General features: G+C 41.8%; 15 protein-coding genes and 1 other annotated feature. All 15 genes read right to left on the bottom strand.

Annotated features, from left to right (window positions below; translation table 11 throughout):
- Positions 1 to 149: 149 nt before the first annotated feature.
- On the bottom strand, positions 150 to 2,915 hold the full coding sequence (gene ileS / locus BAE31_RS04165; protein WP_076839531.1) for an isoleucine--tRNA ligase: 2,766 nt from the start codon (positions 2,913 to 2,915) through the stop codon (positions 150 to 152).
- 59 nt (positions 2,916 to 2,974) lie between these two features.
- Positions 2,975 to 3,211: a binding site (T-box leader), on the bottom strand.
- A gap of 59 nt (positions 3,212 to 3,270) precedes the next feature.
- Positions 3,271 to 3,765 (bottom strand): DivIVA domain-containing protein, encoded by a 495-nt coding sequence (locus tag BAE31_RS04160; RefSeq protein ID WP_008344947.1) that lies wholly within the window; start codon positions 3,763 to 3,765, stop codon positions 3,271 to 3,273.
- Between the two features lie 26 nt (positions 3,766 to 3,791).
- The gene (locus BAE31_RS04155; RefSeq protein ID WP_041108921.1) at positions 3,792 to 4,568 is read right to left on the bottom strand and encodes a YlmH family RNA-binding protein; all 777 of its coding nucleotides are present in this window, start codon (positions 4,566 to 4,568) and stop codon (positions 3,792 to 3,794) included.
- A 53-nt stretch (positions 4,569 to 4,621) separates the two neighbouring features.
- On the bottom strand, positions 4,622 to 4,903 hold the full coding sequence (locus BAE31_RS04150) for a YggT family protein (protein ID WP_024424240.1): 282 nt from the start codon (positions 4,901 to 4,903) through the stop codon (positions 4,622 to 4,624).
- A gap of 6 nt (positions 4,904 to 4,909) precedes the next feature.
- The gene (gene sepF, locus BAE31_RS04145) at positions 4,910 to 5,368 is read right to left on the bottom strand and encodes a cell division protein SepF (protein ID WP_024424241.1); all 459 of its coding nucleotides are present in this window, start codon (positions 5,366 to 5,368) and stop codon (positions 4,910 to 4,912) included.
- 1 nt (position 5,369) lies between these two features.
- Positions 5,370 to 6,059 (bottom strand): YggS family pyridoxal phosphate-dependent enzyme, encoded by a 690-nt coding sequence (locus BAE31_RS04140; protein WP_041109747.1) that lies wholly within the window; start codon positions 6,057 to 6,059, stop codon positions 5,370 to 5,372.
- 6 nt (positions 6,060 to 6,065) lie between these two features.
- The gene (gene pgeF / locus BAE31_RS04135) at positions 6,066 to 6,905 is read right to left on the bottom strand and encodes a peptidoglycan editing factor PgeF (protein WP_170871268.1); all 840 of its coding nucleotides are present in this window, start codon (positions 6,903 to 6,905) and stop codon (positions 6,066 to 6,068) included.
- A gap of 235 nt (positions 6,906 to 7,140) precedes the next feature.
- A complete protein-coding gene (locus BAE31_RS04130) occupies positions 7,141 to 7,377 on the bottom strand; it encodes a YlmC/YmxH family sporulation protein (RefSeq protein WP_008344958.1) in 237 nt (78 codons plus the stop codon).
- A gap of 79 nt (positions 7,378 to 7,456) precedes the next feature.
- Entirely contained in the window at positions 7,457 to 8,233 is a 777-nt protein-coding gene (locus BAE31_RS04125; protein ID WP_041108919.1) for an ABC transporter ATP-binding protein, read from the bottom strand.
- Between the two features lie 129 nt (positions 8,234 to 8,362).
- The gene (locus BAE31_RS04120) at positions 8,363 to 8,719 is read right to left on the bottom strand and encodes a PTS glucitol/sorbitol transporter subunit IIA (RefSeq protein WP_007499733.1); all 357 of its coding nucleotides are present in this window, start codon (positions 8,717 to 8,719) and stop codon (positions 8,363 to 8,365) included.
- Between the two features lie 26 nt (positions 8,720 to 8,745).
- A complete protein-coding gene (gene srlE / locus BAE31_RS04115; protein ID WP_041108918.1) occupies positions 8,746 to 9,756 on the bottom strand; it encodes a PTS glucitol/sorbitol transporter subunit IIB in 1,011 nt (336 codons plus the stop codon).
- Between the two features lie 13 nt (positions 9,757 to 9,769).
- The gene (srlA, locus tag BAE31_RS04110; RefSeq protein ID WP_024424246.1) at positions 9,770 to 10,300 is read right to left on the bottom strand and encodes a PTS glucitol/sorbitol transporter subunit IIC; all 531 of its coding nucleotides are present in this window, start codon (positions 10,298 to 10,300) and stop codon (positions 9,770 to 9,772) included.
- Positions 10,301 to 10,318: 18 nt separating this feature from the next.
- Positions 10,319 to 10,750, bottom strand: coding sequence for a transcriptional regulator GutM (locus BAE31_RS04105; protein ID WP_024424247.1), 432 nt, complete (start codon positions 10,748 to 10,750; stop codon positions 10,319 to 10,321).
- Positions 10,751 to 10,762: 12 nt separating this feature from the next.
- The gene (locus BAE31_RS04100) at positions 10,763 to 12,007 is read right to left on the bottom strand and encodes an NAD(P)H-dependent oxidoreductase (protein WP_076839530.1); all 1,245 of its coding nucleotides are present in this window, start codon (positions 12,005 to 12,007) and stop codon (positions 10,763 to 10,765) included.
- 245 nt (positions 12,008 to 12,252) lie between these two features.
- On the bottom strand, positions 12,253 to 13,191 hold the full coding sequence (locus tag BAE31_RS04095) for a sugar-binding transcriptional regulator (RefSeq protein WP_061109809.1): 939 nt from the start codon (positions 13,189 to 13,191) through the stop codon (positions 12,253 to 12,255).
- Between the last annotated feature and the right edge of the window lie 53 nt (positions 13,192 to 13,244).

The following is a 13,244-nucleotide window of genomic DNA, read 5'->3' as shown; positions in this document are numbered from 1 at the left end:
AACTCCTGCCCTGTCGTGATAATCATATTGTTGCCCCGCCTGGTTACTTTAAAGCCATAAGATTTTTCCTTTCGTTCTAAACGCTGTCATTTTCTCATAAAAGAAAACGCCCCGCATATGACGGGGCGCCAGCTTGTGATATCGCATTGTTAATTTTGGTAATATTTCTCCACGATTTCAGCATTTTTCAGCGACAATGTTGGGTATTTCGGATTTGCACCAACGTCTTTTGAAATAATGCGGGAACGCTCGCATAGTTCTCCTTCTGCTTTTTGAACCACAATTCGTCCTGATGTATATTCAGGCGCTGATGCATCTGCATGCTGCTCATCTTCTACCGTTAATTCAGAGATGATAAAGAGCTGCTTCACATCTTCTTTAATGGATGCAAGAAGGTTTTTCACTTCATCTGTCGCATAAAGCGTCACACTTGCTTCAAGTGAACGTCCGATGACTTTCTCGTTACGCGCAATCTCCAGCGCTTTTAGCACATCGTCACGTACTTCCATAAAGCGGTCAAACTTCGCTTCTGTCGCTTCAGCTTGAGGAACTAGCACACCTTCTGGCATATCTGTTAACTGAACACTTGGCTCTTCAACAAAGCTTAAGTGGCTCCATAATTCATCTGCGGTATGCGGAAGAATTGGTGCAGTCAGCTTCACTAAAGCCATTAATGTTTCGTAGAAGATAGTCTGCATGCTGCGGCGGTCTGGATGATCGGCATGCTCAATGTAGACGACATCCTTTGCAAAATCGAGATAGAAAGAGCTGAGCTCAATCGTACAGAAATTGTGAATCGCATGATAGACGACCGCAAATTCGTAATCATCATAAGCTTTTTTCACTTTATCAATCAATTTGTTTAATTTGATCATGATGTATTGATCCACTTCGCGAAGCTCTTCTACCGGCACGGCATTAACTGCTGGGTCAAAGTCAAATAAGTTCCCATGCAGGAAGCGGAAGGTGTTACGGATCTTACGATAGACTTCTGCTACTTGTTTCAAAATATCATCAGACACTGGATGATCGGCTTGATAGTTGACAGAAGATACCCAAAGTCTAAGAATCTCTGCACCAAGCTGCTTCGCGACCTTCGTTGGATCAATCGTATTGCCTAATGATTTACTCATCTTACGTCCTTCTTTATCAAGCGTGAAGCCATGGCTTAGGACACCTTTATATGGTGCTTTTCCAGTGACAGCAACTGCTGTTGATAAAGAGGAGTTAAACCAGCCGCGATATTGGTCAGAGCCTTCAAGGTAAAGATCTGCCGGACGGACTAGGTCGTCTCTTTCTTCTAAAACAGCTTGGTGAGAAGAACCGGAATCAAACCATACATCCATGATGTCCTGCTCTTTTGTGAATTCACCATTCGGGCTGCCTGGATGTGTAAAGCCTTCTGGCAATAGCTCTTTTGCTTCTTTTTCAAACCAAATATTCGAGCCATGCTCTCTAAATAATTGAGATACATGCTGAATGGTTTCGTCCGTGATGATCGGCTCACCATTTTCCGCATAAAAGACCGGAATTGGAACGCCCCATACACGCTGTCTTGAAATACACCAGTCACCTCTGTCACGCACCATATTGAACAGACGTGTTTCTCCCCATGCTGGAACCCATTTTGTTTCTTTAATATTGTCTAATAACGCTTCTCTAAAATCTTTAATGGATGCAAACCACTGAGCTGTCGCACGATAAATCGTTGGTTTTTTCGTTCTCCAGTCATGCGGGTAGGAGTGCGTGATAAAGTCGAGCTTTTTCAGCGCACCTTTTGCTTCTAGCTGTTCTGTGATGGCTTTATTAGCATCCTCATAGAATAGTCCTTCAAAACCAGGCGCCTCATCTGTCATCACACCTTTTTCATCTACTGGACAGAGCACATCAAGACCGTATTTCATACCGACAATAAAGTCATCTTCCCCGTGGCCTGGTGCTGTGTGAACACAGCCTGTTCCCGCATCAGTTGTCACGTGATCGCCAAGCATCACAAGAGAATCTCTATCGTAAATTGGATGTGCTGCAACGATTTTATCTAATTCTTTACCTTTTAATGTTTTCACAACTTCGTATTCTTCAAAGCCGAGTGTTTTTACTACTTGTTCAACCAGTTCAGATGCAACGACATAACGCTCAGCACCGACTTGAAGAACACTGTACTCTAAGTTTGGATGAACACAAATGCCAAGGTTTGCAGGAAGCGTCCAAGGTGTTGTTGTCCAGATAATGAATTGTTCGCCGTTTTCAAGAACGCCTTTGCCATCTTTTACTTTAAACGAAACGTAAATCGATGGTGAACGTTTGTCTTTATATTCAATTTCCGCTTCAGCGAGGGCTGATTCACTTGAAGGAGACCAGTTAACAGGCTTTAATCCTTTATAGATATAGCCTCTCTTCGCCATTTCACCAAAGACAAGGATTTGCTGTGCTTCGTATTCAGGCTTTAATGTGACATATGGATTGTCCCAGTCTGCTCTAACGCCTAATCGCTTAAACTGGCTGCGCTGACCTTCAATTTGCTTCCAAGCATACTCCTCGCATAGTTTGCGGAATTCTGCTGTAGACATTTCTTTGCGTTTGACTTTTTTATTTTTAGTAAGAGCTGTTTCAATTGGTAAGCCGTGTGTATCCCAGCCCGGTACGTACGGTGCATGGTATCCGTTCATTGATTTAAAACGGACGATAAAATCTTTTAGGATTTTATTAAGTGCATGCCCCATATGAATGTCACCATTCGCATATGGAGGTCCATCATGCAAAATAAACGTCGGGCGTCCTTTAGTCCGCTCTAAAACCATTTGATAGATGTCTTTCTCTGCCCACTCCTCTTGGATTTCAGGCTCTTTGTTCGGCAAGTTCCCTCTCATCGGGAATTCTGTTTTCGGCATTAATAAGGTGTCTTTGTAGTTCATACCCATTCCTCCACATGCAAATTCTGATTAAAAAACAATAAAAAAAGCCCTCTCATCCCATAAGGGACGAGAAGGCTTGTCTCGCGGTACCACCCTTTTAGACAAGCGATATGAAAGAGCCGCTTATCCACTCAAAAATCGTAACGTGATCAGACGCCTTTTCTTACTGGTTTTTTCAGAAAAGGAACTAAAGGGGTGATCTCATTGCAGCGTCTCGTAATGTCAGGCTTCCACCATCCCTGATTCGCTTTATTACGCATGTGACAGCTGCGAGTGTCCCTTTCAAACGTTTATCTCTTGTTAATTTATGATGGTATTATATGCAACATGAGCACGTCATGTCAAGATGATGCGCTTATTCTTTTTCGTCAAAGACAGCGTCTACTTCATATTCCAGTAAATGATCCCAATCGTCATTTTTCAGAAGATCAAGCTGTGCTTCGATGAGCATTTGGAAACGAGTTCTAAAGACCTTCGACTGTTTCTTCAGCTCTTCGATTTCCATCGCAATTTTTCTTGATTTTGACAGCGCTTCGTTGATAATACGGTCTGCATTTTTCTCTGCTTCACGAATAATCAATTTTGCTTCTTTATCAGAATGACGCTTTACGTCTTCTGCTGCTTCCTGCGCCACAAGAATCGATTTGTTTAATGTCTCTTCAATTGTTGCAAAATGACCTAGTCTTTCGTCAAGCTCGTTTACTTTGTCTTCAAGCTCATTCTTTTTACGAAGTACGATCTCATAGTCTTTACGTACTTGGCTTAAAAACTCGTTTACTTCGTCTTCGTCATAGCCCCGAAAGCTTTTTGTGAACGTTTTATTATGAATATCATTAGGTGTTAATGGCAACCTCGCCACCTCCAGATTCAAGTTCGTTATGTCAGAAGCTCAAATGTTACTTTGAATTTATCTTTTTTGGTCTTCCCATCAATCGTTTTGAGGCTAAAGCGGCCAAATCCCCGAACAGAGAGCTGATCGCCTTCACCGATTGTAAAGGAAGGGTCCTCAGTGACTTTCCAATTGACTTTGACAAGCCCATTTTTGACTAAAAGCTGTGCTTTCTGCCGAGACTGACGGCTGACAGCAGCACATACAGCATCAAGCCGAAGTGAAGAAATGGTATCTTCTTTGATATCAGTCTTCGTCATCACTGGCTTTATTTCTGCCTGCGTGATTTCCTCTAATGAAACGGAGGCTCTGCCGACATGTGTCAGCTGCGCCCGCACAAAATCGGCGACATCACTTGTACAAATAAACTGCACATCTTCCTCTGAAAATAATAGATCTCCGAATTTTTGACGCTTCAAGCCTGTCCCAATCAATGAGCCGAGAAGCTTCGGGTGTTCTAAGGAAATAAACTTTTTCGCATAGTTCACCTGAAAATATGACAGCTCAACATCTTGAATAGAAGGTTCTAAATAATCAGGATAAATGAGAGCTCTTTTGCGCTCCGCTCCCTCATACCCGCCAAAAAACATGATTCCAAGTTCTTCGCCATGCTGGATGACGGACTCAGTAATAAATTGCTCACGCGGATCAAGGAAATCTGTTAATTTCATTCGATATTGGTCGAGTGCGATTTTTTTCCAGCCTAACACTTGGTCGACAAATGGCTGTTCGTCTTTTCTAAAATGCTGATAGATATCGCTCATTTTGTTCCCCTCTTATGTAAAAGAGCCTGGCAGTGCCAAGCCCGGCAGCCTGTTTACATGAAGCGCACAATCATATTGTAAAGACCAGTTAGTCCATATGATGATGCAAAACGAATCACAAGCAATGCCACAATCGGCGAGATGTCAATCATGCCGATTGGCGGAATAATTTTACGAAATGGTTCTAAATACGGTTCGCAAATATTTGTCAGAAAACGGCCAAACACAGTTTCTCTTGCAGATGGCACCCATGACATAAAGATGTAAATAATAATCGCGAATGAGTAAATCGTTAATACCGTTCCTAAAATATTAAAAATGAAATTTAGAATCACTATGATTTACCACCTCTGAGGTTCTTCCTCTGTCAATAGCTCTGATATTGTACCAGATACATCTACATTATCAGGTGTGCAGAGGAATATATTCGAGCCAATACGCTGGATGTCTCCACCGATTGCATAAACGGTTCCGCTTAAGAAGTCAATGATTCGCTTTGCTTGATCATGCTGAATGCGCTGCAAATTCACGACGACTGCACGTCTGTTTTTAATATGGTCTGCAATCTCCTGCGCCTCTGCATAAACACGCGGCTCACTTAACACCACTTTAGAGGATTTTTGCACGCTTTGCAAGCTGACGACATTTTGTTTTCCTGTCTGCGGACGATCTTGAAATGCTGCTTTGTCCTTCGTTCCTTTTTCTTCTTGAACGGGTTCTCTTTCTTCATCAATATATTCGTACTCATACTCTTCATCGTCGAGAGTGAAAAAGCTTTTAAACTTATTTTTTATGCTCATGTCACGCACCTCCTGTTTCATTTCCAACAAGTGAAGAGCCAATCCGAACGAATGTCGCACCTTCTTCAATTGCGATTTCAAAATCATTTGACATGCCCATCGATAAATGCTGACAAGGTGCATTTACTTGGTTAAGAAGTTTTACCTCTTCTTGAAGGTTTTTTAATGTTTTAAAACAGTTGCGAATCACAGTGTGATCATCTGTAAATGGAGCCATTGTCATCAGCCCAGCCACTTCAATGTGTTTGAAATCAGCCAGCTGTTTCACAAATGGAATCACGTCTTCGCTTTGCAAGCCGTGTTTTGACTCCTCAAGTGATGTGTTCACTTGTACAAAACAGCGAACCGTATGATCCGCTCTTTTTTCAATTTCATTCGCAAGGGACATTCTGTCAAGCGAATGTAAATAGTCGATTGTCTGAATGACAGATTTCACTTTTCGCGTCTGTAAACTGCCGATGAAGTGCCAGCTAATGTTTTCATCGGTTATGGCCGCCTGCTTTTCAAGTAACCCTTGGTCACGATTTTCACCAAAGTGCATAATTCCTGCTTCTTTGGCTTCTTGTGCTCGTTCAATGGAGACATACTTTGTCACAGCGACGACCGATACATCTGCTGGTTGTCTACCGGCTCTTTTACATGCTTCGTGTATTTGTTCATTTATTTGTCTGAGATTCTCTCGTACATTCAATTGCACTTATGCCTCCTTAAACCCGACAAAAGACATCATACGTCCTGTTTTCCCTTGATCACGCCGGTGTGAGAAGAAAAGCTGATCATTGCAGCTTGTGCACATCGAACTAACATGTATGTTTTCTTCTTTTATTCCTGCATGAAGCAATACGTTTTTGTTTAATGTTTTCAAATCAATTTTATATTGTCCTGGTGAAATCTCGGAATACACATCCTCTGTTGAAAAAGGAAGCTGTTTCACTTGATCCATGACTGCGTCATCGACTATGTAGCAGCAGCTGCCAATGGATGGTCCAATGACGACTTGAATATGATCGGCCTTGGCACCTTCTTGGCTGACCCATACATCAACCATCTTTGCACCAATTTGCTTGACGGTTCCTTTCCAGCCGGCATGAGCCGTTCCAATTAATCCGTTTTGCGGAGCTAGAAAATAAAGCGGAACACAATCAGCGAAACAAAGAGCGAGCATCATGTTCGTCTCAGACGTATATAAACCGTCTGTACCAGGCAGTGCCTCATGATAATGAAGACTTCCTCTTCCTCTTTGCTCCTTGGTGGCTTTCAGGATGCGATCCTCGTGTGTTTGGTCTGCAAACACCCAATCAGAGAGCGGCACAGCAGCAGCATCTGCTATGACTTGACGATTCCTTTGAACACTAGAAGCATCATCTCCTACATGGAGTCCAGTGTTCAATGATTGATATGGAGGTAGGCTGAAGCCGCCATTTTTTGTTGTAAACCCGGCCAATACCTCTTTACCAGAACATGTCATGTTCGTCCAATCATGAATGGTCATTGCATATGGTGATTTCTGCTGAAAGGGGTCATATTTGTATGTCAAAGCTGCCTCCCACCTTTCATTCATCTCTCTTTATTTCGCTCCTATTTTACCACAAGACATGCATAGACAGTTAGTGGGATTCATTAAATATTACACTCAAATGTGCCCTTTCTGCAGGTTTTTTTACAAATTGATATGAAAACGTAATCTTTTTACCCGAAAAAGACATTGTTTGCTAAGAATGAAGAGTTTGTTTTAAGGAAAAATTGAATGATTCATTGAGGAATTATACGAATTAAGAAGACAAGCGGACAAGTATCACATCTTCGCCAATTTTTACTATATTTCGCCATGGGACAATCATTTCCTCTTCTTTTCCGAAAAATCCCATCATTTTACCTGTGCCGCCAATAATAATCGCTTGGATTTTACCGCTTGTGACATTAATATCAATGTCCCCAATGGTGCCTAGTTTTTTCCCGCTGGATACATCGACGACATCCTTGATTTGGAATTCAGAAATACTGATCATCTGTCCTTCCCCGCCTTTCGTTTTCTACTATAATATGTATGATGGAAAAGCAGGGACGCAGACCAATAGTTTCTTTTATCTACAATTTGCTTAAATGCGGGCGGCCATTTCTCCACATGACATCTACAGGACATTCAAAAAAAGAAGAAAGCAAGCCGCTTGTCATCATTTCTTTCGTTTCTCCTTGATCAAAAACAGCTCCATCTTTTAATAATAAGGTGTGCTGAAAAACAGGCAGAATCTCCTCTGCATGATGGGTCGTATAGAGCAAAGTAGGCGCATCAGGCTTTGCTGCAATAAATGAGATGGTCTCCAGCACTTGCTCTCTTGCTAAAAAGTCAAGACCCGTCACAGGTTCATCTAAAATCAAGAGCTGCGGATCATTCATTAAAGCTCTCGCAATCAAGACTTTTTGCTTCTCTCCCTGTGAGAGGGTTTCATATGTTCTGTTGGCATATTTGAATGAACCAAACGCTTTTAATAGATCAATGGCTTTCTCTCTCATTTCATCTGTTGGGGTTTCATAAAGCCCGATAGAAGCAAATGCGCCGCTCAAAACAATTTCAAATGCATTGTCGTCTCTGTGTAATTTCTTTTCAAGTCCCGCTGAGATGAGACCAATTTTCCTCCTGAGCTTTTCACCAAGAGCTTCCTTGCCAAAGACATGTCCCAGCACTGTCATCTCGCCTGACGTGGGGAAATAATAGGAGCAGAGCATATTTAATAAAGCGGTTTTTCCCGCACCATTTAAACCGTAAAGCACCCAGTGTTCCTGCTTATTTACCAGCCAGTCAACAGACTGCAGCAGCCATTTCCCATTTCTTTTTAACGAAACATTCTTCAATTCAAGTGACACTATAACTTCCTCCTGAGTAAAAATTCTGAATATACAAATAATGAATGTTTACAGCATATCGTAAATGCTCTTTCTGGTAAACCTCATATAAAAAAGCTGCTCCAATTTAGGAACAGCTTTTTTACAAGGTTACGAAATTTCAATTCGTACGCCTTCTTTTATATCAGGAAACGTGTGCGGTGATGCAAAAACAGCTCCTGGTAATACATCATCAAACGGCTCTTGGAAGTAGATCGAAATATGGCCGAGCTCTTTAAAGTTGTCATTTGCTTTATTGCCGAGGGCTGTGATCGTGTACGTTTGATCGCCCACTTGAATGGTTCCGCCTAGCTTCAGCGGCTCTTCTTCTAGATGTTCGAACTCATGAATGACAGACATATCTCTTAATTCCTGCGGCGCTGCGGGTCCAAATAAAACAATCAGCTTATCTTCTTTAAATTGCGGGACTAAGATCCCAATTTCTTTTACAACAGATTGTGTTACCATGTATCTCGATTCCTCCTTTAATACGTTTAATACATACCGAAGCTGGCAACGTATGCGATCACAACAGATAGAACCCCTGTAATAAGACGGCTATACAAAACAGCTGGTACCCCATATTGTACCGTTTCCGGCTTCGCTTCACCAAGTGACAGCCCCACTGGAATAAAATCACACCCTACTTGACCGTTGATGGCAAATAGTGCAGGAAGTGCAAATTGAGGCGGAATGTTTCCTAGTGCAATTTGACTACCAATCAGAACACCGATGACTTGGGCAATGACTGCACCAGGTCCTAAGACAGGTGATAGGAACGGCAGTGTACAGACCACAACGAGCAGTAAAAGCCCCCAAAGAGATCCTGCCAAAGGTGATAGAAAATGGGCAATCAGATCACCGATTTTTGTATAATTGATAATTCCAATTAACATACTGACAAATGCCATGAATGGAATAATGTTTTTCAAAAGCATATCAACAGAATCACGGCCGGCCTGGTAGAACGTACCGGTGACTTTCCCGATTCCGCGTGAGAATCTCATCAGGAAATTGCCTTTTTCCTGCCGCTCAATATTTTCCTCTTTCAGCTTTGCATACGTTTCTTTGAAATTCTCTTTGTCAATCGACTCACTGTTTTCCTGACCTTCTGCTTTCGACTCACCATCAGATGCTTCTGCATAGGAAATATCTTTTTCTGTTACGCCTGATACGAAGATATCTTCTGTAATATGTTTAGCAAGCGGCCCAGAAGGAGAGGATGCCAAAACGTCTACAGTTGGAATGCGTTTCATTGGATAAAGTCCGATTCGCGCCGTTCCCCCGCAGTCAATGACAACACACATCATTTCATCTTCTGGTATAGAGTTTTTAAAGCCGTCACATGCTTCTGTCCCTGTCATTTCTGCAATTTTACGTGCAACCGGGTGAATGCCTCCCCCTGTAATGGAAACAACCTTTCTTCTTTTACCAGTTGGTTCAAGCTCTAAGCCTTCTCCCCATCCGCCAGCACCTTTTGCAACAAATACTTTGTGGTTTGTCATGTCTAACCCTCCCCTATTGTGAATTCGCTTTCATTTTTCCTGCTAAATATTTTGTAATCCATTCAGTAATGATTCCGCGTAGTAAAATGACGACGATCCCGACTAAGAAGTAACGAACAGCAAGCTCTGACATTGAATATCCAGCTTCTTTAATCCCGTTCGCAATTCCTAAGTAGACAAATAGTTCTCCTGCGTTGGCATACGGGAACAGTGATGTCACCGGATGAACAAATGAAACAGCTGAATCATAGAATGCTGGTTTTTGTTTTTCAGGTAAGAAGCGGCCAAACGTATAAGCCATTGGGTTTGTCAAAATAAGAACAGATAAGATCGGCATTAACGTGTAGCGCAAAATGGTATATTTCGCTGCAAACTGAATGGCTCTATTCACTCGCTCTTCTCCAATAAATTTCATGACAGCATAAGTGAAAGTAAGTAACACAACAAGCGTTGGAACGATACCTGTAATCAGACCCATGAACTGCTTTCCGCCGGCTTCAAACATGCCGATAAAGTGCTCTCCAAACCATTGAATCCATTCCATGTTTCATCTCCCCTTTCTTTAGTTCACATTTGTTATATTTTTTTTCGAAATCGAGACAAGTGCCTGTTCAGCCGCCATGGAAAGTGCTTGCATGACAGCTGGCGCTTTTTTGCGCTTTTTCAACGTTTTCTTCATCATGTGGTGCTCGTCCAGCACAGCCCCTACATGCTTGCCTTCATATGCAGGGACTTCTTTAAATTTAGATAAGATCGACACGCCGCCAAGCACATGACATTTTTGAATGATATACGATTCATCCACAATGATGAGCGCAATGGCCCCAGGGCCAACTTTGCGCCGTTCCATTCCTGAAAATAAGTGATAGCCTTGTTTCCCTCTGTAGTCATCAATCAGTGAGTCCATGCTTTTGCGGTAATACTTGATTTGAATAAAAGATAACCCATACTGCACTATGAGAATGATACAAAGTACGATTGCTAATTTTTCCATAGCTTCACGTCCTTATGATTGAAATAAGTGATCTTGTAATGAACGCAGCTTCCAGACGGTTGTGTTTGAATCAAGCTCTACATCATCATGAGTAAGGAACTGTCCTAATTTGATGTCTTTTTTCGCTACAACTTTTCCGCTGATTAAGCCAATTGGAATGTGACCGTTCGTTTTCATGTCTTGATGCGTTTCAAGTACACCTCTTACGGAGTATCCGCCAATTCCGTCAAGTGATTCCCCTGCTTTAATATCTCTTTTCGCAACAGCGACTGTTTCTGACACTGGTACACCAATCGGGTGGATCGATGAATCATGCTGTAAGACCGCTTTTGCGATGGTAACAGGTGTTTCAAGACTCGCTAAGTGGAAAGGACGGTAAAGCGTGTAGTGAGGACCTTTTCCAACTTTTAAGTAACGAAGCTCTTCATCTACTGGCTCTAGATCACTCTTGACGATAACGAATACGCCTGGAGCAAGTCCATTTACATATTCAACGACTCCGAAGTGATCGAGCACGCCGCCTTGTTGTTTTTGATTCAATTTATCTGCTACATTCTCTAAATTTGCTTCGACTCCGTGCATACCGACTTTATCTGGCAAAAGCCCTGTCGCGTTACTTAATAAGTTCATTTCTGCCATTGTTTTTGTTCCGTCTTGGAAGGCAGCGAGCATATGTGCACTCATATGTTTACTATCTGCTTCTGCTTTACACGTATCTGGATTTGCTTCTGGGAAGAATGGGTTGTTCTTGCCTTTCCCAGCAACGAGCACCTCAAGTCCCATTGTTTTTGCAAATTCATATAATTCTAGTGTTGCTGCCGGTTCGTCTCCAGCTGATCCAGAATAAACAAGTCCTGCATTTGTGAATAATTTATGCATCACCAAACCGATGGTAATATCAACTTCTACATTTAAAAGAACGAGATGTTTCTTTGAATTAAGCGCTTCCAAAGAAATGTTTGCTCCGACCTCTGGCACTCCTGTTGCATCTACGACAACTTCCACAAAATCTGATTGAATCACTTCTCTATAATCATTTGTGACGACCATTTGATGCGGCTTCGCATGCTGCTTGTAAAAATTCGCTGCCTTCTCTGCTGCACTAAGGTGAATATCACAAACACCTGCTACAATCATGCCTGGAATTTTAGAAATTTGTGAAATAAGTCCAAAGCCCATTTGGCCTGCCCCAATAATTCCCACTTTGATTGGATCTCCACTGCGTTCTCGAGCTAACAACTGTTGATAGATTGACATCTAAATCATCCTTTCAGGTTTTCTTGCTTCTCGGGTAGATTGCTAGAAAAATAATCTGAAACTTTTAACAAATGTTATAAAAATTAACAAAAATCTGTTTCTTGTAACATTTGTTATTTTATTTATCATTTGTTATGAACTTAGTTTATATGATGTGTCAACTTTGTGTCAAGCTAAAATCGATAAAATTTTCAATTTTTTTGAGTCTAAAGACTCAAAAAAACTACCTAATCATATTAGGTAGTTTACTTTAATAAGGCATCTCCTGTTCGTTCATCCGTAATTAATACATGTATTAATCCACCTTCTAATGCTGCCCGGATCGCTTCAACTTTTTCTTCTCCTCCAGCGACACCAATGACAAGCGGGATTTCTTTCAGCTTTTGCGGGCTTATGCCCATTACCCTGTCGTTCCATGGGTGAGGATACACTTCCCCTTGGTGATCAATAAAGTTATAGCAAATGTCACCCGCTACATCCTTCGCTTGAAGAATATCCTCCTCACCGCTTGTCATATAAGATTTCACCATCGTTGAATGCTGCGGAACCCCGCCAATCCCGACAACCGCAATATTTGATGATTCTCCTAGTTCAATCACTTTTTTGATTGACGGCTGCCGAATTAGTACATCCTTCGCTTCTTTCGTATCAAGCATGACAGGCACATGTAAAAACTCACATTTAGATTTGAGTGCCTCTGTGCATCTCGCAATAATATAATTGGCATGGATATCAACATCTTCGTTTCCCACACCCCCGACAAGCGGAACAAATGTCACAGATGGGTAATGCTGAACTGACGTAAGCGCTTTCGCCATTTCATGCAAAGTGGTTCCTGAGGAAAAACCGATGACTTGTCCATCCTTCATGACTTTTAATAAAAAACCAGCCGCCGCAGCGCCGATTCGGCTTTTTGTTGTTTCTTGGCTGAGCGTTTCCACACAGACGACTTCTCGCAGCCCGTATTTCCGCTCTATTTTTCTTTCTAAAGATCCATATTGTTGATTCATTTCATCATGAATAATGATTTCCACGATTCCTGCTTCACGTGCTTTTGCCAAATATTTCGATATGAGCGAACGGCTAACCCCAACCGCTTCTGCTATTTTAGATTGAGTGGCGCCTTCTTCATAATACATATGCGCAACCTTAATGAGCAGCCTTCTTTCATCATGGAATGTCATAATAACCCTTCTTTCCGCTTAAGTGTTTCCTAACAAATGATATCTTAAATAAC

Origin of the sequence: Bacillus sp. I-2 (assembly GCF_001974945.1) — a bacterium.
GTDB lineage: Bacteria > Bacillota > Bacilli > Bacillales > Bacillaceae > Bacillus > Bacillus safensis.
The sequence above is the reverse complement of the archived record's forward strand: the minus strand, read 5'-3'. Positions and strand labels throughout refer to the sequence as shown.

Coding starts and splice junctions, on each gene's coding strand:
- ileS (WP_076839531.1), bottom strand. CDS start 2,915: ATGAACTACAAAGACACCTTATTAATGCCGAAAACAGAATTCCCGATG.
- BAE31_RS04155 (WP_041108921.1), bottom strand. CDS start 4,568: ATGAGCGATATCTATCAGCATTTTAGAAAAGACGAACAGCCATTTGTC.
- sepF (WP_024424241.1), bottom strand. CDS start 5,368: ATGAGCATAAAAAATAAGTTTAAAAGCTTTTTCACTCTCGACGATGAA.
- BAE31_RS04130 (WP_008344958.1), bottom strand. CDS start 7,377: ATGATCAGTATTTCTGAATTCCAAATCAAGGATGTCGTCGATGTATCC.
- BAE31_RS04120 (WP_007499733.1), bottom strand. CDS start 8,719: ATGGTAACACAATCTGTTGTAAAAGAAATTGGGATCTTAGTCCCGCAA.
- srlE (WP_041108918.1), bottom strand. CDS start 9,756: ATGACAAACCACAAAGTATTTGTTGCAAAAGGTGCTGGCGGATGGGGA.
- srlA (WP_024424246.1), bottom strand. CDS start 10,300: ATGGAATGGATTCAATGGTTTGGAGAGCACTTTATCGGCATGTTTGAA.
- BAE31_RS04105 (WP_024424247.1), bottom strand. CDS start 10,750: ATGGAAAAATTAGCAATCGTACTTTGTATCATTCTCATAGTGCAGTAT.
- BAE31_RS04100 (WP_076839530.1), bottom strand. CDS start 12,007: ATGTCAATCTATCAACAGTTGTTAGCTCGAGAACGCAGTGGAGATCCA.
- BAE31_RS04095 (WP_061109809.1), bottom strand. CDS start 13,191: ATGACATTCCATGATGAAAGAAGGCTGCTCATTAAGGTTGCGCATATG.